The sequence below is a fragment of the Streptomyces sp. NBC_01214 genome (genome assembly GCF_026340975.1).
Lineage (GTDB): Bacteria > Actinomycetota > Actinomycetes > Streptomycetales > Streptomycetaceae > Streptomyces.
On the sequence record NZ_JAPEOS010000002.1, the window covers coordinates 1,124,947 to 1,148,803 of the forward strand.

The 23,857-nt window shown below is 70.6% G+C and carries 18 protein-coding genes; 9 read left to right on the plus strand and 9 right to left on the minus strand.

Annotated features, from left to right (window positions below):
- Nucleotides 1-73: 73 nt before the first annotated feature.
- Nucleotides 74-1,774: a methylmalonyl-CoA mutase gene (locus OG594_RS30145; protein ID WP_030011144.1), complete on the plus strand. Its 1,701-nt coding sequence runs from the start codon at nt 74-76 to the stop codon at nt 1,772-1,774.
- A 76-nt stretch (nt 1,775-1,850) separates the two neighbouring features.
- Entirely contained in the window at nt 1,851-2,321 is a 471-nt protein-coding gene (locus OG594_RS30150) for a hypothetical protein (RefSeq protein ID WP_266605060.1), read from the plus strand.
- Nucleotides 2,322-2,370: 49 nt separating this feature from the next.
- Here OG594_RS30150 and OG594_RS30155 read toward each other — a convergent pair whose 3' ends face one another.
- The gene (locus OG594_RS30155; RefSeq protein ID WP_266605062.1) at nt 2,371-2,991 is read right to left on the minus strand and encodes a TetR/AcrR family transcriptional regulator; all 621 of its coding nucleotides are present in this window, start codon (nt 2,989-2,991) and stop codon (nt 2,371-2,373) included.
- Nucleotides 2,992-3,240: 249 nt separating this feature from the next.
- Here OG594_RS30155 and OG594_RS30160 point away from each other — a divergent pair, with 249 nt between their 5' ends.
- The 4 genes from OG594_RS30160 to OG594_RS30175 all read left to right on the plus strand — a co-directional run bounded on the left by OG594_RS30160 (nt 3,241) and on the right by OG594_RS30175 (nt 7,591).
- Entirely contained in the window at nt 3,241-4,245 is a 1,005-nt protein-coding gene (locus tag OG594_RS30160) for a tetratricopeptide repeat protein (RefSeq protein ID WP_266605064.1), read from the plus strand.
- 640 nt (nt 4,246-4,885) lie between these two features.
- On the plus strand, nt 4,886-5,530 hold the full coding sequence (locus tag OG594_RS30165) for a DUF6230 family protein (RefSeq protein ID WP_266605066.1): 645 nt from the start codon (nt 4,886-4,888) through the stop codon (nt 5,528-5,530).
- 119 nt (nt 5,531-5,649) lie between these two features.
- A complete protein-coding gene (locus OG594_RS30170) occupies nt 5,650-6,246 on the plus strand; it encodes a DUF6114 domain-containing protein (RefSeq protein ID WP_266605068.1) in 597 nt (198 codons plus the stop codon).
- A complete protein-coding gene (locus tag OG594_RS30175) occupies nt 6,236-7,591 on the plus strand; it encodes a hypothetical protein (protein ID WP_266605070.1) in 1,356 nt (451 codons plus the stop codon). The genes OG594_RS30170 and OG594_RS30175 overlap by 11 nt, the downstream gene beginning before the upstream one ends.
- A 148-nt stretch (nt 7,592-7,739) precedes the next feature.
- Here the strand turns inward: OG594_RS30175 and pyk are convergent, their stop codons facing one another.
- The 3 genes from pyk to pta form a co-directional block, all read right to left on the minus strand.
- Entirely contained in the window at nt 7,740-9,170 is a 1,431-nt protein-coding gene (pyk, locus tag OG594_RS30180; RefSeq protein WP_266605072.1) for a pyruvate kinase, read from the minus strand.
- 61 nt (nt 9,171-9,231) lie between these two features.
- On the minus strand, nt 9,232-10,446 hold the full coding sequence (locus OG594_RS30185) for an acetate kinase (protein WP_266605074.1): 1,215 nt from the start codon (nt 10,444-10,446) through the stop codon (nt 9,232-9,234).
- Between the two features lie 45 nt (nt 10,447-10,491).
- Nucleotides 10,492-12,588: a phosphate acetyltransferase gene (gene pta, locus OG594_RS30190; RefSeq protein WP_266605076.1), complete on the minus strand. Its 2,097-nt coding sequence runs from the start codon at nt 12,586-12,588 to the stop codon at nt 10,492-10,494.
- A 238-nt stretch (nt 12,589-12,826) separates the two neighbouring features.
- On the opposite strand from pta, the gene OG594_RS30195 reads away from it, so the two are divergent.
- On the plus strand, nt 12,827-13,852 hold the full coding sequence (locus OG594_RS30195; protein ID WP_266605078.1) for an ATP-dependent 6-phosphofructokinase: 1,026 nt from the start codon (nt 12,827-12,829) through the stop codon (nt 13,850-13,852).
- Between the two features lie 40 nt (nt 13,853-13,892).
- On the opposite strand, the gene OG594_RS30200 is transcribed toward OG594_RS30195, so the two are convergent.
- On the minus strand, nt 13,893-14,585 hold the full coding sequence (locus OG594_RS30200) for a helix-turn-helix domain-containing protein (protein WP_266605080.1): 693 nt from the start codon (nt 14,583-14,585) through the stop codon (nt 13,893-13,895).
- Nucleotides 14,586-14,920: 335 nt separating this feature from the next.
- Here OG594_RS30200 and OG594_RS30205 point away from each other — a divergent pair, with 335 nt between their 5' ends.
- Both OG594_RS30205 and OG594_RS30210 read left to right on the plus strand, forming a co-directional pair.
- On the plus strand, nt 14,921-15,313 hold the full coding sequence (locus tag OG594_RS30205) for a MerR family transcriptional regulator (protein WP_266605082.1): 393 nt from the start codon (nt 14,921-14,923) through the stop codon (nt 15,311-15,313).
- Nucleotides 15,310-15,684: a thioredoxin domain-containing protein gene (locus OG594_RS30210; RefSeq protein WP_323185348.1), complete on the plus strand. Its 375-nt coding sequence runs from the start codon at nt 15,310-15,312 to the stop codon at nt 15,682-15,684. Before OG594_RS30205 ends, OG594_RS30210 begins: the two co-directional genes overlap by 4 nt.
- A gap of 11 nt (nt 15,685-15,695) precedes the next feature.
- Here OG594_RS30210 and glgB read toward each other — a convergent pair whose 3' ends face one another.
- The 4 genes from glgB to OG594_RS30230 all read right to left on the minus strand — a co-directional run bounded on the left by glgB (nt 15,696) and on the right by OG594_RS30230 (nt 23,384).
- Complete coding sequence (gene glgB, locus OG594_RS30215) at nt 15,696-17,990, minus strand: 1,4-alpha-glucan branching enzyme (RefSeq protein ID WP_323185349.1); 2,295 nt, start codon at nt 17,988-17,990, stop codon at nt 15,696-15,698.
- On the minus strand, nt 17,987-19,438 hold the full coding sequence (locus OG594_RS30220; RefSeq protein WP_323185350.1) for a maltokinase: 1,452 nt from the start codon (nt 19,436-19,438) through the stop codon (nt 17,987-17,989). Before OG594_RS30220 ends, glgB begins: the two co-directional genes overlap by 4 nt.
- 236 nt (nt 19,439-19,674) lie before the next feature.
- Nucleotides 19,675-21,393, minus strand: a complete 1,719-nt coding sequence (treS, locus tag OG594_RS30225) for a maltose alpha-D-glucosyltransferase (RefSeq protein WP_266605084.1) — start codon at nt 21,391-21,393, stop codon at nt 19,675-19,677.
- A complete protein-coding gene (locus OG594_RS30230) occupies nt 21,390-23,384 on the minus strand; it encodes an alpha-1,4-glucan--maltose-1-phosphate maltosyltransferase (RefSeq protein WP_266605086.1) in 1,995 nt (664 codons plus the stop codon). Before OG594_RS30230 ends, treS begins: the two co-directional genes overlap by 4 nt.
- Between the last annotated feature and the right edge of the window lie 473 nt (nt 23,385-23,857).

Below are 23,857 nucleotides of genomic sequence, written 5' to 3' on the forward strand. Positions count from 1 at the left end.
CACCCACCCCCGGGGCGAGTCCCCGGGGGTTTGCCATCGACATTTACTAGGACGTCCTAGTAAATTCGTGGGTATGGACGCTGACGCCATCGAGGAAGGCCGCCGTCGCTGGCAGGCCCGCTATGACAAGGCCCGCAAGCGCGAGGCAGACTTCACCACGCTCTCCGGCGACGAGGTCGAGCCGGTCTACGGACCCCGGCCCGGCGACGCGTACGAGGGCTTCGAGCGCATCGGGTGGCCGGGCGAGTACCCGTACACCCGCGGGCTCCACGCCACCGGCTACCGCGGGCGGACCTGGACCATCCGGCAGTTCGCCGGGTTCGGGAACGCCGAGCAGACCAACGAGCGCTACAAGATGATCCTCGCCGCCGGCGGCGGCGGGCTCTCGGTCGCGTTCGACATGCCGACCCTCATGGGGCGCGACTCCGACGACCCCCGCTCCCTGGGCGAGGTGGGGCACTGCGGGGTCGCCATCGACTCCGCCGCCGACATGGAGGTCCTGTTCAAGGACATCCCGCTCGGCGACGTCACGACCTCGATGACGATCTCCGGCCCGGCCGTCCCCGCCTTCTGCATGTACCTGGTCGCCGCCGAGCGGCAGGGCGTGGACCCCGCCGTCCTCAACGGCACGCTCCAGACCGACATCTTCAAGGAGTACATCGCCCAGAAGGAGTGGCTCTTCGAACCGGAGCCGCACCTGCGCCTCATCGGCGACCTCATGGAGTACTGCACGAAGGGCATCCCGGCCTACAAGCCGCTGTCCGTCTCCGGCTACCACATCCGTGAGGCCGGGGCCACGGCCGCGCAGGAGCTCGCGTACACCCTCGCCGACGGCTTCGGCTACGTCGAGCTGGGCCTCTCGCGCGGGATGGACGTCGACGCCTTCGCGCCCGGCCTCTCCTTCTTCTTCGACGCGCACCTCGACTTCTTCGAGGAGATCGCCAAGTTCCGCGCCGCACGCCGGATCTGGGCCCGCTGGATGAAGGAGGTCTACGGGGCGAAGAGCGAGAAGTCCATGTGGCTGCGCTTCCACACCCAGACCGCCGGTGTCTCGCTGACCGCGCAGCAGCCGTACAACAACGTCGTGCGCACCGCCGTGGAGGCCCTCGCGGCCGTGCTCGGCGGCACGAACTCGCTGCACACCAACGCCCTCGACGAGACCCTCGCCCTGCCGAGCGAGCAGGCGGCCGAGATCGCCCTGCGCACGCAGCAGGTGCTGATGGAGGAGACCGGCGTCGCCAACGTGGCGGACCCGCTGGGCGGCTCCTGGTTCGTGGAGCAGCTCACCGACCGCATCGAGGCCGAGGCCGAGAAGATCTTCGAGCAGATCAAGGAGCGCGGCCTGCGCGCCCACCCCGACGGGCAGCACCCGATCGGGCCGATCACCTCGGGCATCCTGCGCGGCATCGAGGACGGCTGGTTCACCGGGGAGATCGCCGAGTCGGCGTTCCAGTACCAGCGGTCGCTGGAGAAGGGCGACAAGCGCGTCGTCGGCGTCAACGTGCACCACGGGTCGGTCACCGGGGACCTGGAGATCCTCCGGGTCAGCCACGAGGTGGAGACCGTCCAGGTGCGGGAGCTGGCGGCCCGCAAGGCCCGCCGCGACGACGCCAAGGTCGACGCGGCGCTCAAGGCGATGCTGGACGCCGCCCGGGACGGGTCGAACATGATCCCGGCCATGCTGGACGCGGTGCGGGCCGAGGCCACGATGGGCGAGATCTGCAACGTCCTGCGCGACGAGTGGGGCACCTACACCGAGCCCCCGGGCTTCTAGGCCCTGGGCCCCAGTCCCGCAGACCCGTAGGCCAGCAGGCCCGCAGCGGCCGGTCGTGCCCCCGTACGGTGGGGGCATGACCGGCCTTCCTGTGCCCGTACGGGGCGTGAGCGCGCGCGTGGTGATGAACAAGGGCGGCTGCGGCGGCCACTACGCCCACGTCGTCGCCGACTTCGAGCCGCCGGGGCCGGCCGGGACGGAGATCCTGAACCTGGCGCGGGAGGACCGGCTGCCCGCCGAGTTCCTGGCGGCGGTGCGGGACGGCATCGAGCTGGGGCTGGACGAGGTCGAGGCCGCGGTCCTGATCACCGACGGCGGCGTCTACTGGCCGGACGCCCGCGACATCGGGTACCGCACGGCCGGGGCCCAAGCAGCCCGGGGCGCGCTCGTCGCGGCCGGTCTGCGGCCCGAGGAGGAGGCCGACGCGCTGCGCTGGGCGAGCTGGCCGGGCCGTCGGCGGCCCTGGCCGGGGGAGAACCCGCGGGCCGCGGCGCTGGCGGAGCAGGTCCTGGAATCCCGGCGCCGCTCGGGGGCGCGGACCTTCTGACGGCGCGGCGGCGGCGGGCGGCCGGGCGGGCTCGGGCGGCGGCCCGGGCTCAGGCGACGGCCGGGCCGCGCAGGCCGTGCATCAGGAGGGCCGTGAAGGTGGCCACCCAGAGCTCGTCCACCGGTTCGGAGCTCACCAGGGCGCGGTGCACCACCGTGCCCGCGATCACGTCGAAGATCAGGTCCGTGGTGCGGCCCGTGAGGGTCTCGTCCTCCTCGTACGGGAGTTCGCCGCGGGCCTGGGCCCGTTCGCGACCCAGTACGACGAGACGTTTCTGCCGGTCGACGATCGCCGACCGGATCCGGTCGCGCAGGGCCTTGTCCCGGGTGGACTCGGCGACGACCGCCATCAGGGCGGTACGGGCCTCCGGGCGCCGCAGCAGCTCCGCGAACTGCAGCACCACGTTTTCGATGTCCGCTTCGAGGGAGCCCCGGTCCGGGAGTTCGAGCGCGTCGAAGAGCTCCGCGACCGCGTCCACGACCAACTCGTTCTTGCCCGCCCAGCGCCGGTAGAGGGTGGTCTTGGCGACCCCCGCGCGGGCGGACACGTCCCCCATCGTCAGCTTCGACCAGCCCAGCTCGACGAGCGCGTCCCGGGTCGCGGCGAGGATCGCGGCGTCCGCTGCGGCACTGCGGGGACGACCGGTGCGGCCGGGGCTGGGGTTGCGCATGGCCGAGACCATACCCGCCGGTAGGCAAAAGGGCCGCTGTGGTTCAGATCACGGGGCCGGAAGGGGCGCGGGGAGCCGTCGGGGGAGTTACGCTACGGCTCGTAGCGTAAGAGCGACAACCACGCGAAGAGCTACTGGCGCCAGGTGGGGACCCGGCGCCGTTCAACATCACGATCGCGACGGTACGGCGGCACGGCCAATTCACGCGATCTTTTTCGTCGGCGCGCGCACACGGGGGAGGATGTACGCATGCAGCCCAGAAACATGTCCATGAGCGGCGTCGTCGACCTCGCCGCGGTGAAGGCGGCCGGTGAGGCCAAGGCCAAGGCCGAGCAGGCCCGCGCCGAAGCGGCGAGCCGGGCCGCCGAGTCCGGCGGGGCGGGTCCGTCCGCCGGTGCCGTGCCGCCGTCGGCGCTCGTCATCGACGTAGACGAGGCCGGTTTTGAACGCGATGTGCTCCAGCTCTCCGCAGAAGTTCCGGTCGTCCTGGACTTCTGGGCCGAGTGGTGCCAGCCGTGCAAGCAGCTCAGTCCGCTGCTGGAGCGCCTGATCACCGAGGCCAACGGTCGCCTCGTGCTCGCCAAGATCGACGTCGACGCCAACCAAATGCTCATGCAGCAGTTCCAGATCCAGGGCATCCCGGCCGTCTTCGCCGTGGTCGCCGGTCAGGTCCTGCCGCTGTTCCAGGGCGTGGTTCCGGAGCAGCAGATCCGCGAGACCTTCGCCCAGCTGGTCCAGGTCGCCGAGGACCGCTTCGGGATCATCGGCATCGAGGTGGACCCGGATGCGGAGGGGGCCGCCGCGGCCGCCCCGGACGCGGGCGAGATCCCGGCCGGCCCGCACGACGCCCTGCTGGAGGCGGCCGTCGTCGCGCTCGACGCCGGTGACCTCGGCGGCGCGGTCCAGGCGTACAAGAACGTGCTCGCGGACGACCCGGGCAACACCGAGGCCAAGCTGGGCCTGGCCCAGGCCGAGCTCCTCGCCCGGGTCCAGCACATGAACCCGCAGGCGGTGCGGACCGCGGCGGCCGAGAACCCGCGCGACCCGGCGGCGCAGATCGCCGCTGCCGACCTCGACCTGGTCGGCGGCCACGTGGAGGACGCCTTCGGGCGCCTGGTGGACACCGTCCGCGTCACGTTCGGTGAGGACCGGGACACCGTACGACTGCGGCTGCTGGAGCTGTTCGAGGTCATCGGCGCGGACGACCCGCGGGTCTCCGCGGCGCGTACGGCGCTCGCGCGGGTGCTCTTCTAGGCCGCGTCCGGACCGGCTCAGCGGCCGTTCCGGGGTCGCTCCGGGGCCGCCCGCCGCGCGCCGCCCGTACCTCGCCGGGCCACCGGCGATTTGTTGACACGTAGATAAACAGCGGCCGCGCTTTGCCAAAACTTGGCAATCGCGGCCGCTGTTACTCGCAGTAAGCCGAACCCCGTGAACTGTCCGGTGTGTTCGTCATTCGCCCGTTCTGTCGTGGCCCTGGGTGACACCCTGTGTTGCTGCCCGACGGCGGCGGGTCGCACCTAGGTTATCTGGCCGTTACCCGCCAGTAACGAACCCCCTTGTGCCCCGGCCTGGAATGGACCACGATCGGCGACGCTCGGTCCTTCCCGCAGAGCCGCTCACTCGGAGCCGCGGTGGAGGGTCCCCACCGAGTCGGCCTGTGGCAGTGGCACCGGCCGTGGGACAGGGGGGTCTCTGCCACACCGGCGGGGCCTGTCCTCCAGGTTGCGCGAACGCGTGGCCCAGTGGTTGTCGCTCGGGGGTGATCGCCGGTGTATCGGACGTGGCACAGCCGCGGCCCGGCCGCCTGCGCTCCTTCCCGAGGACGTAGCACTTCTCCCATCCCAGGACGGGCACGGCCCGGACCGGAGATGTACGTCCGAGAAGGAGGAACGAAATGAGTTCTCAGGTTCGTGGCGGGACCAGATGGAAGCGCTTCGCGCTCGTCATGGTGCCGAGCATCGCGGCCACGGCCGCGGTCGGTGTGGGTCTGGCGCAGGGCGCCCTCGCGGCGTCGTTCAGCGTCTCCGGCCAGGACTTCAAGGTCTCGGCCGACAAGCTCGACGGTGAAAACCTGATCCAGTACGGCGGCATCGCCAAGGGTCACGACCTGAAGACGGGCAAGGAGGTCGACCACCCGGTCACCATCTCCGGCTTCAGCAACGCCAAGATCACCAACATGTGCCAGTCCCTGGTCACCCCGACTCCGCTGGGCCCGATCACGCTCCAGCTGAAGACCGGTCACAAGGGCACGCCGGCCGAGGCGTCCAACATCTACCTGGATGTGGCCGAGCTCGACACCGACGCCGAGTTCACCAACCTGGACATCGGTGTCGCGGTCGGCGACTCGAGCCACAAGACCAAGCCGCAGGCCGGTACGGTCTCCAGCCCGTACGCGTTCTCGCAGCGCGCCGACCGGGCCGTCCTGACGAACGTGAAGCAGAAGGCGTGGGCGACCACGGCGGGCACCTTCAAGCTGCCCAACCTGAAGCTGCGCCTGATGGGCGGCGACCAGCCGTGCTACCAGGACGTCAAGGACTGATACGTCCCGGTGACTGACTGACTGACTGACCGGACGGGCGGGTGGTGACAGCCGTTGCCCCCGCCCGTTCGGGCTCCACAGAGTTCTCAAGTACCACCGTTTCCAGGGAGCTGTTGTCCATGAACCCCCAGGCCCCGGTTTACGTTCGCGCAGAAGACGACGCCTGGCTCACCGTGGTGTACTACCACTTCCATGCCTGGCGCGGCCGCCGTCCCTTCTGGGCCGGGCTGTTCACGCTCCTCGGCGGCTTCCCGATCGCCTACTTCCCTTACGCGGACCTCCGGCTGGGCAACGTCAGTCTCGCGATGGCCACCACGGGCGGCGCGGGCGCGCTGATTATCGGTGTACTGCTCATCACGCTCGGTCTGGCCCTCTGGTTCCAGGAAGCCATCCGCGTCTTCGCCGGCGTGGCCGCGATCCTGCTCGCCCTGGTCTCGATCCCGGTGTCCAACCTCGGTGGCTTCTTCGTCGGCTTCGCCTTCTCCATGGTCGGCGGCGCCCTCGCCCTGGCCTGGGCGCCGGGGAAGCCGGTGGAGGAGGGCGAGCAGCCGGCGGGCGAGCAGCAGCCGGGCGTCGTAGGCCTGAGCAAGGCGGACGCGATGGCGGACATGGGCGCCCAGGGATCCCAGGGTGTTCCCGGTCCCCGTACGACGGAAACGGCACACGCGAGCGAGACGACTGCCCACGCCGATGGCGGGAGGAACAGTGCGGGGTGACGAGACGCAGCGGGGCGTGGTCCCAGGCGCAGAGTCCCGTGTAGTGAAGGGGCCGCGCCACGCGGCGCCCAGGAAGTCGCTGCTGAACAAGATCCAGATACCCGTCGGCAAGACGATGGCGCTCGCGGCGATGCCGACGGCCGTGTTCGTCGGGATGGGCATGGCGCCGAAGTTGGCCGTGGCCGACGACAAGGAGATCCCCTTCGCGCCCGGGCCGTGTGTGACGCGGTCCGACGAACCTGCGGAGACCGAGTCGAAGTCCCCGTCGCCCACGCCCACGCCCTCGACGACGCCTTCGGCGAGCACGTCGCCCAGCGCGACGCCCTCTCCGTCCGCGTCGGCATCGGCGTCCGTGAAGGAGAAGGCGAAGCCGAGCACGTCTCCGTCGGCGGCCAAGCCTCCGGTGACGAACGAGAAGGCCCCGGCCCCGGCCACCACGCCGGCTCCGGACCCGACCAAGGCCACGAACCCGCTGGACCCGCTGGGCGTCGGCGACGCGCTCAAGGACCTCGTCGACGAACTCGGCAGGCCCCTCAAGGACGCGACGGCGAAGGCGACCCCGACGCCCGCGCCCACCCCGTCGGGCGCCGCCACGACGGCCCCGGCCCCTGACCCGTCCGCGGACGCGATCCGCGAAGCGGCGAAGAAGGCCGGTGTCGACGTCAAGGAGCTGTCCGAGGAGGTCAAGAAGACCGAGAAGGACCCCAAGAACGAGACGGGCGAGGACAAGGCCAAGGACGACGCCGCGGACAAGGCCAAGGACGACAAGTCCAAAGCCGAGGACGAGGAGAAGTCCGAGGACGAGGACAAGGACAAGGCCAAGGACGAGGAGACGAAGGACCCGGACGGGAAGCAGCCCTTCCCGTGCCCGACCTACGACGCCAAGGCGCTGGCCGACGCCGAGCTGGAGCAGGGCGTCCCGCTCCTGCCGGACGAGCCCTGGTACCTCGACAGCTCCCTGCTGACCCTCTACGGCCTGGACTACCACGGCATCGTCGAGGTGAAGACGGCCGGCGGCAAGACCAAGAAGGTCCTGAAGTTCACCGCGGACTCGCTGGACATCAAGGACCTGTACCAGACGGTCGGCAAGTCGGGGAACGTTGCCCACCTGAAGTCGCGTCCGGGCTCCACGTCCAAGATCCGCGGCGGCACGGTGACGATGTACACCGAGAGCCTCAAGGGGAACCTGTTCGGTCTGATCCCGATCGAGTTCACCCCGAACAGCCCGCCGCCCCTGAACGTCCCGTTCGCGTTCTTCACGGACGTCAAGGTCGTCCAGGCCGGTCAGTTCGGCGGCACGCTCACCGTTCCGGGCCTCAAGAACTACATCGGCCCGCCGGAGTAGCACCCGATCGCACGCGCTGCGACGGCCCGTCCCCTTCGCGGGGGCGGGCCGTTTGCCCACGCACCGAGGGCGGTGCCCCGGATCCCTGTCGGGATCGGGGCACCGCCCTCGGTCTCTGTGCGGCAGAGTTCAAGCGGGCCGGCGACCGTCAGGCGCGGGTGTCGCCGCCCAGGTGGTGGACGCGGACCATGTTCGTGGTGCCGGGGACACCGGGGGGCGAGCCGGCGGTGATGACCATGGTGTCGCCCTGGTTGTAGCGGTTCAGCTTGAGCAGCTCGCCGTCCACCAGGTCGACCATCGCGTCCGTGGTGTCCACGTGCGGGACGATGTAGGACTCGACGCCCCAGCTCAGCGTGAGCTGGTTGCGGGTGTTGACGTCGGTGGTGAAGGCCAGGATCGGCTGGGTCACGCGGTAGCGCGACAGGCGGCGGGCGGTGTCGCCGGACTGGGTGAAGGCGATCAGCGCCTGGCCGTCCAGGAAGTCGGCGATCTCGCAGGCCGCGCGGGCCACGGAGCCGCCCTGGGTGCGCGGCTTCTTGCCCGGGACCAGCGGCTGGAGGCCCTTGGACAGGAGCTCCTCCTCGGCCGCCGTGACGATCTTCGACATCGTCTTGACGGTCTCGATCGGGTAGGCGCCGACCGAGGACTCGGCCGACAGCATGACCGCGTCCGCGCCGTCGAGGATGGCGTTGGCGACGTCGGAGGCCTCCGCGCGCGTCGGGCGGGAGTTGGTGATCATCGACTCCATCATCTGGGTCGCGACGATCACCGGCTTGGCGTTGCGGCGGCACATCTCGATGAGCCGCTTCTGGACCATCGGGACCTTTTCGAGCGGATACTCGACGGCGAGGTCACCGCGGGCCACCATGACCGCGTCGAAGGCGTCGACCACGGCCGCCATGTTCTCGACGGCCTGCGGCTTCTCCACCTTGGCGATGACGGGGACCCGGCGGCCCTCCTCGTCCATCACCTTGTGGACGTCCTTGACGTCGTTGGCGTCGCGGACGAAGGACAGGGCGACCATGTCGCAGCCCATCCGCAGGGCGAAGCGGAGGTCGTCGACGTCCTTCTCCGACAGGGCGGGGACGTTCACGGCGGCACCCGGCAGGTTGATGCCCTTGTGGTCCGAGATGACACCGCCCTCGATGACGATGGTCCGCACCCGCGGGCCCTCGACCTCGGTCACCCGGAGCTCGACGTTCCCGTCGTTGATCAGGATCTGGTCACCCTTGGCGACGTCGCCCGGGAGGCCCTTGTAGGTGGTGCCGCAGATGGACTTGTCACCCGGGACGTCCTCGGTGGTGATGGTGAACTCGTCACCGCGCACCAGCTCGACGGGACCCTCGGCGAAGGTCTCCAGACGGATCTTCGGGCCCTGGAGGTCGGCGAGGACGCCGACGGCGCGCCCGGTGTCTTCGGAGACCTGCCGGACGCGGTCGTACCGCTCCTGGTGTTCTGCCTGGGACCCGTGGCTGAAGTTGAATCGGGCCACGTTCATACCTGCCTCGATGAGCGCTTTCAGCTGCTCATACGAGTCGACGGCGGGGCCCAGCGTGCAGACAATTTTGGAACGGCGCATGACTGGATCCTATCGGTTTGTTTCGTAGCGGAATATTCCGGCTGGTGGAAAGTCCAAGTGACTACTCGGTAACCAGCGCGTACGCCTGGGTGGCGATCTCCAGTTCTTCATCCGTCGGGACCACCGCCACCGCCACCCGGGCGTCCTCCGCCGAGACCAGCCGCGCCTCGGCGGAGCGCACGGCGTTGGCCTGCGGATCCAGCACCAGGCCCAGCGCGGCCAGGCCGTCGATGGCGGCCTCGCGGACCTGGTGGGCGTTCTCGCCGACCCCGGCCGTGAACGTCACCGCGTCCACCCGCCCGAGCACCGCCGCGTAGGCCCCGATGTACTTCTTCAGCCGGTGGACGTACGCGGCGAAGGCGAGGCTCGCCGCCCCGTCGCCCTCGCCCGCGCGCCGCAGCACCTCGCGCATGTCGTTGTCGCCGCACATGCCCAGCAGACCGCTCTTCTTGTTCAGGAGCGAATCGATCTCATCCACCGAGAAGCCGCCCACCCGCGCCAGGTGGAAGACGACCGCCGGATCGACATCGCCCGAACGGGTCCCCATGACCAGCCCCTCCAGCGGGGTCAGGCCCATGGACGTCTCCACGCACACCCCGCCCCGCACGGCCGAGGCGGAGGCGCCGTTGCCGAGGTGCAGCACGATCACGTTCACGTCCTCCACCGGCTTGCCGAGCAGCCGGGCCGTCGCGCGCGAGACGTAGGCGTGGGAGGTGCCGTGGAAGCCGTACCGCCGGATGGAGTACGCGTCGGCGACCTGGGCGTCGATCGCGTACCGCGCCACGTGCTCCGGCATCGTCGAGTGGAAGGCCGTGTCGAAGACGGCGACCTGCGGAAGGTCCGCGCGCAGCGAGCGCGCCACCTCGATGCCCGTCACGTTCGCCGGGTTGTGCAGCGGGGCGAGCGGGATCAGGCTCCGGATCTCCGCCAGCACCTCGTCGTCGATCACGGTCGGCGTGGTGAACCGCGTTCCGCCGTGCACCACCCGGTGTCCCACCGCCGCAAGTTCGGGCGAGTCCAGGCCCATCCCGTCCGCGGCGAGCTCCGCGGCCACGGCCTTCAGCGCGGCCCCGTGGTCCGCGATCGGGCCGAGCCGCTCCCGTCGGCCGGCGGCCGCGCCCGGACCCGAGAGCGGCTCGTGCACCAGCCGGGAGGTCTCCTCGCCGATGCGCTCCACCAGGCCGGCGGCGAGCCGGGACCGGTCCGCCATGTCGAGGAGCTGGTACTTGACCGACGAGGAGCCGGAGTTGAGGACGAGTACGCGCGATGCGGTCACGATGAGGGTCTTTCCTTGTCGCGGGCGGTGGGGGAGGGCGGGGGATCAGGCCGTGGCCGTGGCCGAGGGCGACGGCGCGCCCTGCGCCTGGATCGCGGTGATGGCCACGGTGGTGACGATGTCCTGGACGAGCGCACCGCGCGAGAGGTCGTTGACCGGCTTGCGCAGACCCTGGAGCACCGGTCCGACCGCCACCGCGCCCGCCGAACGCTGCACGGCCTTGTACGTGTTGTTGCCGGTGTTGAGGTCGGGGAAGATCAGCACCGTCGCGCGGCCGGCCACCTGCGACCCGGGCAGCTTGGTCGCCGCGACCGAGGGCTCCACGGCCGCGTCGTACTGGATCGGCCCCTCGATCTGCAGGTCCGGGCGCTGCTCGCGGACGAGCTCGGTGGCCTTGCGGACCTTGTCGACGTCCGCGCCGCTGCCGGAGGTGCCGGTGGAGTACGAGAGCATCGCGATCCGCGGCTCGACGCCGAAGGCGGCCGCGGTGGTCGCCGACTGCACGGCGATGTCGGCGAGCTGCTCGGCGTTCGGGTCCGGGTTGACCGCGCAGTCGCCGTAGACCAGGACCCGGTCGGCCAGGCACATGAAGAAGACCGAGGAGACGATGGACGCCTCCGGCTTCGTCTTGATGATCTCGAAGGCCGGGCGGATGGTCGCCGCGGTGGAGTGCACCGAACCGGAGACCATGCCGTCGGCCAGGCCCCGCTGGACCATCAGGGTGCCGAAGTAGTTGACGTCGGTGACCACGTCGCCCGCCAGCTCGACGGTCATCCCCTTGTGGGCGCGGACCTGGGCGTAGTACTCGGAGAAACCTTCCCGCAGCGGGGAGGTCGCCGGGTCGATGAGCTGCGCGCCGGAGATGTCCACGCCGAGGTCGGCGGCCTTCTTCAGGATCGCCTGCTCGTCGCCCAGCAGGGTCAGGTCGCAGACCCCCCGGCGCAGCACCACGTCCGCGGCGCGCAGCACGCGCTCCTCGGTGCCCTCGGGCAGCACGACGCGGCGGCGGTCCGAGCGGGCCCGCTCCAGCAGCTCGTGCTCGAACATCATCGGGGTGACGCGCTCCGAGCGGGCCACCGACAGCAGGTCGCGCAGCTCGCCGGTGTCCACGTGCCGCTCGAACAGGCCGAGCGCGGTCTCCAGCTTGCGCGGAGTCGCGGAGTTCAGCCGGCTCTGCAGCGAGAAGAGTTCGGCGGCGGTGGGGAAGCTGTTGCCGGCCACCGACACCACGGGCGTGCCCGGCGCCAGCTTCGAGGCCAGCGTCAAGATGTCCGGGGTCGGACGCTCGTTCAAGGTGAGCAGCACACCGGCGATCGGCGGGGTGCCGGAGGTGTGCGCCGCCAGAGCGCCGATGACCAGGTCGGAGCGGTCCCCCGGGGTGACGACCAGGCAGCCGGGGGTCAGGGCGTTCAGGAAGTTCGGCAGCATCGCGCCGCCGAAGACGAAGTCCAGGGCGTCGCGGGCCAGCCCGGCCTCGTCGCCGAGGAGCACCTCGCCGCCGAGCGCCCGGGTGATCTGGGCGACGGTCGGTGCGGAGAGCGACTTGTCGTCCGGCAGCACGTAGCAGGGCACGGGCAGCCGGGCGGCCAGCCGCTCGGCTATGACGTCGCGGTCCTCCGCGGCCACCCGGTTCACGACCATCGCCACGACGTGGCAGCCCAGGGTCTCGTAGGCGCGGTAGGCGTTGCGGGCCTCGGCGCGCACGGCCTCGGCGTGGTGCTTGGTACCGCCCACCACGGGCACGACGACCGCGCCCAGCTCGTTGGCGAGGCGGGCGTTGAGCGCCAGCTCGTCGGGGAGGTTGGTCTCCGCGTAGTCGGTGCCGAGCACGAGCATGACCTCGTAGTCGCGGGCCACCCGGTGGTAGCGGTCGACCAGCCGCGAGACCAGCTCGTCGGTGCCCTTCTCGGCCAGGATCGCCGAGGCCTCCTGGTAGGACATGCCGTAGGCCGCCGCGGCGTCCTGATCGATCCGGTAGCGGGCCTTGAGGAGGTCGAAGAGCCGGTCGGGTGCGTCGTGGAGCAGCGGACGGTAGACGCCGACCCGGCCCGTCTGCCGGGTCAGCAGCTCCATGATTCCCAGCTCGACGACCTGCCGGCCGTCCCCCCGCTCGATACCGGTCACGTACACGCTGCGCGTCACGCCCGCTCTCCGTCCCATGCTGTGAATGTCATGCTGTGAATGTCACTTCGCTCTGGCTCGACCTCTTGACAATACCTCTGTCAATGGATAGGGCGCCCCCGGGGAAAAGGCCTGGCCGGGAGGGCCGCAGGACCTTCGGGGCGCGGTCGCCGAAAACGTGCGGCGTCCCGGGCCCGTGGAACAATCGGACGGGCTGCACCATTACGCCCTTCATATGTACGGCAGGAGACACGGCACGATGCGTATCGGAGTTCTCACCGCAGGCGGCGACTGTCCGGGCCTCAACGCTGTCATCCGGTCGGTCGTACACCGCGCCCTGGTAGGGCACGGAGATGAGGTCATCGGTTTCGAGGACGGCTTCAAAGGTCTCCTCGACGGTCACTTCCGCCCCCTCGACATCAATGCCGTCAGTGGCATCCTCGCCCGCGGCGGCACGATCCTCGGTTCGGCGCGCATGGAACGCGCCCGTCTCCACGAAGCCGCCGAGAACGCCCAGGAGCTGGCGACGCGCTACGGCATCGACGCCCTCATCCCGATCGGCGGCGAAGGCACCCTGACCGCCTCCCGGATGCTGTCGGACGCCGGGATGCCGGTCGTCGGCGTACCGAAGACCATCGACAACGACATCTCCTCCACCGACCGCACCTTCGGTTTCGACACCGCCGTCATGGTCGCCACCGAGGCCATCGACCGCCTCAAGACCACCGCCGAATCGCACCAGCGCGTGATGGTCGTCGAGGTCATGGGCCGCCACGCGGGCTGGATCGCGCTGGAGTCCGGCATGGCCGGCGGTGCGCACGGCATCTGCCTGCCGGAGCGCCCCTTCGAGGTGGACGCCCTGGTGAAGATGGTCGAAGAGCGATTCGCCCGCGGCAAGAAGTTCGCCGTGATCTGCGTGGCCGAGGGCGCACACCCGGCCGAGGGCTCCATGCCGTACGAGAAGGGCGCGATCGACCAGTACGGTCACGAGCGCTTCGCCGGCATCGGCAACCGCCTCGCGATCGAACTGGAGCACCGCCTCGGCAAGGAGGCCCGCCCGGTCATCCTCGGCCACGTCCAGCGCGGCGGCACCCCGACCGCGTACGACCGGGTGCTCGCGACCCGGTTCGGCTGGCACGCCGTCGAGGCCGTCCACCGCGGCGCATTCGGCAACATGACCGCCCTGCGCGGCACCGACGTCGTGATGGCCCCGCTCGCCGAGGCGGTCACCGAGCTGAAGACCGTCCCCGAGGAGCGCATGTACGAGGCCGAATCGGTCTTCTGACCACGACCCGGGCGGGACCTGCGACCCCGGGGCGCTCGTCCTACGCCGCACCGCCCGCGAGGTGCCAGAACCGGTCCACGATCTCGGCGAGGAACTCCCGGCCCGCGTCCCCGCTGCCGGCCTCGCCCTGGCCGCCGCCCCAGCTGAGCGTCGCCACCATCCGCGACTGGTAGTCGCCGTGCAGCCGCTCCAGCACCGTCTCCAGGTGGTGCTTGGGGATCGGCAGCAGCTTGCCCAGCGGCTTCACGTACGCCTGCCAGCGCGTGGTCACCGCACTGCGCAGCAGGTCGGCGAGTTCCTCGTGCTTGCCGGTCGCCGTCACGAACTGGGCCAGCGTCAGACCCAGCACCGTGGCCAGGGCGGCGGACTGCCGTTCGTTGCCCTTCCAGCGCCCGGTGTCCTCCATCTTCTGGTACGAGCCCGTTTCCAGGCCGATCCGACGGGCCAGGTCGTCCGCTGCGAGCCCCCGGGCGACCCGGTGCTCCCGCAGGGTGACCGGTTCGGCGAGCAGTTCGCCGGGCGCACACCACAGGACGCCCGCGAGCGCCGTGAGCTCGGCGGAGGAAGGTGATATCTCGCCGCGCTCCCAGGCCATCACGGTCTCGGGCGCGACGACGAGTCCGTACTGGGCGCGCAGGCCGTAGGCGACATGTCCGGGAGCCATGCCCAGGGCCGCGCGCAGGCGACGCGCGGCGGGGGCATTGAAAGGTGGGCTGGAGTGCACACCGCACACCGTAGAAGTGGCCAGGCTGTGGCGCCTACAGACCAAACAAACAAGCCCATACCTCGTAGGAACGTCCTATGAAGTTAAGGCCTTTCGTCGGGTTTCCGGGCGACTGTCCGGTAATCGGTGAGCCGGAAGATTTTTTCCGTGTGTACGGTTCCAGCCAACGTCCGTCGATGCAATACCTCTCACACTCTTCGCACAATGTGAACCGATCGGCGATTTCCTGCGTGATCCTTTTCAGGGGCCCTCGCCCACGGGGGTGGCGAGGGCCCCGCCCCCCCGTTTCTCCCTTCCCTTCCTTCCCTTGCCTTGACGTCGGCGTCAAGGAATACGGTCGTCCCATGCGCATCGGCGAACTGGCGGAGCGGGCGGGGACCAGCACCCGGACGCTCAGGTACTACGAGTCGCGCGGGCTGCTCCCCGCGCGGCGGGCCGGAAACGGCTACCGGACCTACGACGAGGACGACCTGCGGCTGCTGAGCCAGATCCGCACGCTCCAGGACTTCGGCTTCGAACTGGAGGAGACCCGGCCCTTCGTGGACTGCCTGCGGGCCGGCCACCCGGCCGGGGACTCCTGCCCCGCCTCGCTCGCCGTCTACCGGCGCAAGCTCGCCGAGCTGGACGGCCTGATCGGCCAGCTGGCCGACGTGCGCGAGCAGCTCGGGCGGCAGTTGGCCGACGCGGAACGGGCGGCCGGCGAAGCGGCCGTGCCGAAGTGCGAGATGACCGGATGAACGACCGGACGGACGAGAGGGACGGTGGCATGAAGGCCCACGGCGTGGCACAGGTGACCGACGCGGATTTCGAGGCCGAGGTGCTCGGGGAGCGGGGACGGCCCGTCCTCGTGGAGTTCACGGCGGACTGGTGCGGCCCCTGCCGCCAGCTCGCCCCCGTCCTCTCCTCGATCGCGGCCGAGGAGGCCGACCGGCTCAAGGTCGTGCAGATCGACGCGGACAGCAACCCCGGGGCCGTCACCCGGTACGGGGTGCTGTCCATGCCGACCCTGCTCGTCTTCCGTGACGGCGAGCCCGTCCAGCAGATCGTCGGGGCCCGGGCCAAGCGCCGGCTCCTCCAGGAGCTGGAGGAGCAGCTCGCCACGGCCTGAGCCCCGCCGCATCAGCCCTGTGGCCGGAACCAGACCGTCGCCAGCGGCGGGAGGGTCATGCGCAGGCTCGCGGGTCGGCCCTGCGCCGGCACCGGCTCCGGCCGCATCGGCTGCGTGTGGTGGATGCCGCTGCCGCCGTAGACCTCCAGGTCGGTGTTGAGCACCTCCTGCCACAGCGGCACCTCCTCGGGCACCCCGAGCCGGTAGCCGTGCCGGACCACGGGCGAGAAGTTCGACACCGCCAGGAGCTGCGAGCCGTCCTGCGCGTACCGCAGGAACGCGAAGACGTTGTCCTCCGCGGCGTCCGCCTCCACCCAGGCGAAGCCCTCCGGCACGGTGTCCCGCTCCCACAGGGCGGGCGCCACCGCGTACGTGCGGTTCAGGTCGCGCACCAGGTTCCGTACGCCCCGGTGGTCGCCGGCCGCCGCATAGGAGTCGTCCAGCACCCACCAGTCCGGCCCGTACACCTCCGACCACTCCGACCCCTGGGCGAACTCCTGCCCCATGAAGAGCAGTTGCTTGCCCGGATGGGCCCACATGAAGCCCAAGTAGGCCCGGTGCGCGGCCCGCTTCTGCCACCAGTCGTCCCCGGGCATCTTGGACACCAGCGAGGCCTTGCCGTGCACCACCTCGTCGTGCGAGATCGGCAGCACGTAGTTCTCGCTGAAGGCGTAGATCATCCCGAAGGTCATGTCGTGGTGGTGGTACTTGCGGTGCACCGGCTCCTTCGACATGTAGCGCAGGGTGTCGTGCATCCAGCCCATGTTCCACTTCAGGCCGAAGCCGAGCCCGCCCGAGTCCGTCGGCCGGGTCACCCCCGTCCAGGCCGTGGACTCCTCCGCGATCGTCACGACCCCCGGGCAGCGCCGGTACACCGTCGCGTTCATCTCCTGGAGGAAGCCGACCGCGTCCAGGTTCTCCCGCCCGCCGTGCTCGTTGGGCGACCACTCGCCCTCCTTGCGCGAGTAGTCGAGGTAGAGCATCGAGGCCACCGCGTCCACGCGCAGGCCGTCCACGTGGAACTCCTCGCACCAGTACACGGCGTTGGCGACGAGGAAGTTGCGGACCTCCTTGCGGCCGTAGTCGAACTCCAGCGTCCCCCAGTCCGGGTGCGCGGCCCGCCGCGGGTCCTGGTGCTCGTACAGCGGCCGCCCGTCGAACTCCGCGAGGGCCCAGTCGTCGCGCGGGAAGTGCGCCGGCACCCAGTCGACGATCACCCCGATCCCGGCCCGGTGCAGCGCGTCCACGAGGAAGCGGAAGTCGTCCGGGGTGCCCATCCGCGAGGTCGGCGCGTAGAAGCCGGTGACCTGGTACCCCCACGAGCCGCCGAAGGGGTGCTCGGCGACCGGCATCAGCTCCACGTGCGTGAAGCCCAGATCCTTGACGTACGCGGGGAGCTGCTCGGCGAGCTGCCGGTAGGACAGCCCGGGCCGCCAGGACGCCAGGTGCAGCTCGTACACCGAGAAGGGGGCCTGGTGCGGGGGTCGGGCGCCGCGCCCGGCCATCCACGCCGCGTCCTGCCACTCGTACCGGGACGAGGTGACCACCGAGGCGTTCGCCGGGGGGACCTCCGCCGACCGGGCCATCGGGTCGGCGCGCAGGGTGTGGCTGCCGTCCGGGCGGGTGATGTCGTACTTGTAGAGCGTTCCGACGCCCACCCCGGGCAGGAACAGCTCCCACACCCCCGTCGAGCCCAACGAGCGCATCGGGTAGGCGACGGAGTCCCAGTACGAGAAGTCCCCGGTGACCCGGACCCCCTGGGCGTTCGGCGCCCATACCGTGAAGCGGGTCCCGGCCACCCCCTGGTGCTCCATCGGCTCGGCACCGAGCGCCTTCCACAGCTGCTCGTGGCGGCCCTCGCCGATCAGGTGCAGGTCCAGCTCGCCGAGGGCGGGCAGGAACCGGTAGGGGTCGTGGACCTCGATCTCGTCGCTGTCGTACGTGACCAGCAGCCGGTACTCCGGCACGCCGGTCAGCGGCAGCAGCCCCGAGAACAGTCCGTCGCCGTCGTCGAAGAGCTCGGCCCGCAGCCCCTTGGCGACGATCGTGACCGCCTTGGCGTGGGGGCGCAGCACCCGGAAGGCCACCCCGCCCCGCTGGGTACGGGCCCCGAGCACCGCGTGCGGATCGTGGTGGCGGCCCTCCAGCAGCCGGGCCCGTTCGTCGGCGGCCAGTGCGGGCGCCGGCCGGACGCCGTGCGGAGGGGCGGCGCGGCGGGCCCGGGGCGTCCGGGCCTTCTTCGCCGCCGCCGGGACGGGTGCGGCTTCCTCGCGGACGGTCGGTGACGGCTGTCGTGCGGCGCTCACGCGAGCGGCCTCCTCGGGGGCTTCGGGCGGGGGTGGGGGTGGGGGGAGATGGAGCCGGGGGCGGACGGGGTCGGCGGCACGCGGTGGGCGGGCCGTACGGGCTCCGAGAGCCGCCGGATCGCGGCCATCGGGACGTGCAGCCAGTCGGGGCGGTGCCGGGACTCGTACCGGGCCTCGTACACCGCCTTGTCGGTCTCGTACGCGCGCAGCAGTACGGGGTCCTCGCGGGGGTCCCGACCGGTGGTGCGGGCGTAGCCCTCGCAGAAGGCGGCCCGGCAGTCGTCCGCCCAGGCGGGGGCGAACGGCCGGTGCGAGCGGGCGGCGTAGTCGAAGGAGCGCAGTATCCCGGCGATGTCGCGCACCGCCGGTTCGGGACGGCGCCGGTCGGCCAGGGGCCGGGCCGGCTCGCCCTCGAAGTCGATCAACGACCAGCTGCCGTCGAGGGTGCGCAGGGTCTGACCCAAATGGAGGTCCCCGTGGATCCGCTGGGCGGGCACCCCCGCCCCCCGGGAGGCCGCCAACGCGTCGAAGGCGCCCCGCAGCCCCGCCTCGTAGGGCCGCAGCGCCGGTACCTCCCGCGCGGTGGCGGCCAGCCGGGCCGTCATCCCCGCCGCGAGCCGGGCGGTCTGCTCCGGGCCGAGCGCGACCGTGGGCAGCGCCGCGGCCAGCGCGCTGTGCACCTCGGCGGTGGCCCGACCGAGCGCGTGCGCCTCGGCGGTGAAGTCGGCCCCGACGTCGAGCCGGCGCAGCGCGAGCTGCCAACCGTCGTCGGAACCGCGCAGGTACGGCTGGAGCACGCCCAGCGTCAGCGGTTCGCTGCCGGGCGGCTCGGCCTCGTACCAGGCGACGGGGGCCGGGACCCGGGTGCAGCCGGCGGCGGCCAGCGCCCTGGGCAGCTCCAGGTCCGGATTGACCCCGGGGCCGACCCGGCGGAACACCTTCAGGATGAACGAATCTCCGTAAATCAGCGAGGAGTTGGTCTGTTCACCGGACAGCGGCCGGGGGGTGAGACCCGCCGGGATCGGCGTGGCCGGGTCCCGGTCGAAGCGCAGCGGGCCGAGGGCCCCGGGGGAGCGCAGCCGTTCCAGCAGCATGGCTGCGAGCCGGGGATCGCCCAGCGCCTCGTAGACCGCCCGGCCCGCGTACGGTCCGTCCTCGGCATGGCCGATCAGGGTGGGCGCGAGGGCGGGCGGCAGGGACGGGCGGATGCCCAGCAGCAGTTGGTAGCAGTCCCCGTCGACGTCGAGGAGCAGGTGCAGCAGTCCGGGGGTGGATCCCGGCGGCAGCAGTTCGGCCGCCGAGACGGTCCTGAGCCTGCTGATGGTGCGGCCCTTGCCCGCGAACCAGCGCTGTGCGGGCAGCCAGGCCTTCAGCATCGGCTCCAGTGGAGCGATCCCGGCGGCCCGGTCGGCCGTCAGCCGGCTCCGGGCGGATGCAGCCTCCGACATGGCGTCGCGTCCTTTCCCCGGGCCGTCACAGAATGCGCAGAGTGTCCCGGATGCGCGGCAGTTGCTTCTCCGGCATGTGCGAGTGTCGGGTCAGGATGGTCCGTACAGGGGCGGGCGATTGACCCGTTCGAGCTGCCCGCCCCCTTGTGCGAAGGCTCGGTTCGCCTCCGGAGCGCCTTGAACCTGACCCACAGGTCGCGCTCCTTCGGCTCACCCGGCCCTGGACCGGCTCCCGGCTACGTGGCGCGTCGCTCGACGCGCTGTTCCTTCCGCAGCCGGAACCAGTAGAAGCCGTGGCCCGCCAGGGTCAGCAGGTACGGCCACTCGCCGATCGGCGGGAAGCGCACGTCACCCGTGAGTTCCACCGGGACCCGTCCGTTGAACGACCGCAGATCGAGCTCGGTGGGCTGCGCGAAGCGCGAGAAGTTGTGCACGCACAGCACCAGGTCGTCCCCGTGTTCGCGCAGGAACGCGAGCACCGCCGGGTTCGACGACGGCAGTTCGGTGTACGAGCCGAGTCCGAAGGCCGGGTTCGCCTTGCGGACCTCGATCAGCCGACGGGTCCAGTGCAGCAGCGAGGAGGGCGAGGACATCGCGGCCTCGACGTTGGTGACCCGGTACCCGTAGACGGGATCCATGATGACCGGCAGGTTCAGCCTGCCCGGATCGCACGAGGAGAAACCGGCGTTGCGGTCCGGGGTCCACTGCATCGGCGTGCGGACGCCGTCGCGGTCGCCCAGCCAGATGTTGTCGCCCATGCCGATCTCGTCGCCGTAGTAGAGCACCGGCGAGCCGGGCAGCGACAGCAGCAGGGCCGTGAACAGCTCCATCTGGTTGCGGTCGTTGTCCAGGAGGGGGGCGAGCCGGCGCCGGATGCCGATGTTGGCCCGCATCCGCGGGTCCTTGGCGTACTCGGCGTACATGTAGTCACGCTCTTCGTCCGTGACCATTTCGAGGGTGAGCTCGTCGTGGTTGCGCAGGAAGATGCCCCACTGGCAGCGGTCCGGGATCGCCGGGGTCTTGGCCAGGATTTCGGAGACCGGGTAGCGGGACTCTCTTCGCACGGCCATGAAGATGCGCGGCATGACGGGGAAGTGGAAGGCCATGTGGCACTCGTCCCCGCCCTTCTCGTAGTCGCCGAAGTAGTCGACGACGTCCTCGGGCCACTGGTTGGCCTCGGCAAGCAGCACGGTGTCCGGGTAGTGCGCGTCGATCTCGGCCCGGACCCGCTTGAGGAGCTGGTGGGTGCGGGGCAGGTTCTCGCAGTTGGTGCCCTCCTCGGCGTACAGGTAGGGCACGGCGTCGAGACGGAACCCGTCGATGCCGAGGTCGAGCCAGAAGCGCAGGGCGGAGACGATCTCCTCCACTACGGCCGGGTTCTCGTAGTTGAGGTCCGGCTGGTGGGAGAAGAATCTGTGCCAGTAGTACTGCTTGCGTACGGGGTCGTACGTCCAGTTGGAGGTCTCGGTGTCGACGAAGATGATGCGGGCGTCCTGGTACTGCTTGTCGTTGTCGGCCCACATGTAGTAGTCGCCGTACGGGCCGTCCGGGTCCTTGCGCGACTGCTGGAACCACTCGTGCTGATCGCTGGTGTGGTTCATGACGAAGTCGATGATCACCCGCATGCCGCGGGTGTGTGCGGCGTCCACGAACTCCACGAAGTCGGCGAGGTCGCCGAATTCGGGCAGCACGGAGGTGTAGTCGGCGACGTCGTAACCCCCGTCGCGCAGGGGGGAGGCGAAGAACGGCGGCAGCCAGAGGCAGTCGACACCGAGCCACTGGAGGTAGTCCAGTTTGCTGGTGAGCCCCTTGAGGTCCCCGACGCCGTCGCCGTTGCTGTCGTGGAAGGAGCGGACGAGGACCTCGTAGAACACCGCCCGCTTGAACCAGTCGGGATCGCGGTCCTTGGCGGGGGTGTCCTCGAAGGTGTCGTGGACGGGATCGTTGATCATCATGTGGTGGGTGACCCTCCGGTGGGCGGGGACGGTCGCAGAGCGGCCAGTACGTGCGCGGGCGTGCGGCCCGGCTCTAGGCGCACGTAGTTCGCCCTGCCCCAGTGATAGGTCTCGCCGGTGAGCTCGTCGCGCACCGCGAGGGACCCGTGCCAGTCGAGGCCGAGTACCGGCATGTCCAACGACACTGTCGCCTCCTGGGTGTGGTGCGGATCGAGGTTGACGACCACCAGTACGGAATTGGGTCCGGCGTGCTTCGAATAGGCGATCACCTGTTCGTTGTCGGTCGAGTGGAAGTGGATGTCGCGCAACTGCTGGAGCGCGGGGTTGCGGCGGCGCAGCCGGTTCAGGGCGGTGATCAGCGGGGCGATGGTGCGGCCCTCGCGGTCGGCGGCGGCCCAGTCGCGCGGCCGGAACTCGTACTTCTCGGAGTTCTGGTACTCCTCGCTGCCCTCGCGCACCGGGGTGTTCTCGCAGAGCTCGTAGCCGGCGTAGACCCCCCAGGCGGGCGAGAGGGTGGCGGCCAGCACGGCCCGTACCTCGAAGGCGGGACGGCCGCCGTGCTGTAGGTACTCGTGCAGGATGTCCGGCGTGTTGACGAAGAAGTTCGGCCGCATGACCGAGGCGGAGGGGGTGTCCGCCAGCTCGGTCAGGTATTCGGTCAGCTCGGCCTTGGTGTTGCGCCACGTGAAGTACGTGTACGACTGCTGGAAGCCGACGGCGGCCAGCGCCCGCATCATCGCGGGCCGGGTGAACGCCTCGGCCAGGAAGATCACGTCCGGGTCGGACTTGTTGATGTCCGCGATCACCTTCTGCCAGAAGACGACCGGCTTGGTGTGCGGGTTGTCGACCCGGAAGATGCGCACCCCGTGGTCCATCCAGTGCCGCAGGATCCGGCAGGTCTCCTCGACGATGCCGGCCATGTCGGTGTCGAAGTGGATCGGATAGATGTCCTGGTACTTCTTCGGCGGGTTCTCGGCGTACGCGATCGTCCCGTCGGCCCGGTGGCGGAACCACTGCGGGTTCTTCTCCACCCACGGGTGGTCGGGGGAGCACTGGAGGGCGAAGTCCAGCGCGATCTCCATGCCCAGTTCGCGCGCGCGCCCGACGAAGGCGTCGAAGTCCTCGATGGTGCCGAGCTCCGGGTGGACCGCGTCGTGCCCGCCCTCGGTGGAGCCGATGGCCCACGGCACCCCCGGGTCCCAACTTCCAGCAGAAAGAGTGTTGTTCGGACCCTTGCGATAAGTGGACCCGATCGGGTGGATGGGCGGCAGGTAGACCACGTCGAAACCCATCGCCGCGATCGCGGGCAGCCGTTCGGCGGCGGTCCGGAAGGTCCCGCTGACCGGGGCCTCGCCGGGCTCCAGCACCGCTCCCTCGGAGCGCGGGAACATCTCGTACCAGGAGCCGAAGAGGGCCCGCTTGCGCTCCACCAGCAGCGGCAGGGGCTTGGAGGCGGTGACCAGCTCCCGGTACGGGCGCCTGGCGAACGCGGCGTCCACGGCCGGGTCGAGGGCGGCCCCGTAGCGTTCGGCGACGGGCAGGTCCTCGTCGCGCATGGTCGCGGCGGCGGCCAGGACGGCTTCGCGCCCGTCGCGCTTGGGGATCCGGGCCCCGGCCCGCTCGTAGAGCTCCGCGCCCTCCCACAGCATCAGCCCGGTGTCGATCCCGGCGGGAATCTTGATCGCGGCATGGGCCCGCCAAGTGGCCACCGGATCGCTCCACGCCTCGACGGTGTACGTCCACCTCCCCTCGACCTCGACGGAGACCTTGGCCCCCCACCGGTCGGTACCGGGGGCGAGTTCGCTCAACGGCACGGGGACCCGCAGCCGCCCGCCCGGATCACGCAGGACGAGGTGGGCGGCGACGGCGTCGTGTCCTTCGCGGAACACGGTGGCGGAGATCTCGAAGACCTCGTCCACGACCGCCTTTGCGGGTCTGGCGCCGCAGTCGACGGCGGGGCGGACGTCCAGCACGGGAATGCGACCGATCATGATGGGATCACCTGGGGGCAGTTCGCGGGGCTCGGTGACAACAGGCCAGCCGTGAGCACGGCTGGTAGTGCACGCTCTGTTCGCTCTGTTTCTAGCCGCTCAGTGGACGGCTGGGCTGCGGGCATGGCCGCTCCTGTCCGCGTTCACTCGGGTGGCGGGGAGAGGGTTTGTGGGCGGGTGCGCCGTGCGTGTACGAACGTGTACCCGGGGAGCCCTTCCCACTCTCGCTCCGCCCAATCCGCGCGCTCGGTTAACTACTCGTACGTAGTGGCACGGCCGATACCAAGGCCCGGGTCGACATCCGCCGGCTCTCCGTCAAGTCGGCCGGAACTAGGTGACGTAGGGGCGGACGCGCTGCGGTGCCCGGGCGCGGGCGGCGCGGGAACCACCTGCCCCACGGGTCCCGCGAGCCCCGCCCGGAGGGCCGGCGAGGGCCGCGCCGGGAGACAATGGCCCGTCCTGCCGAGAGGCGC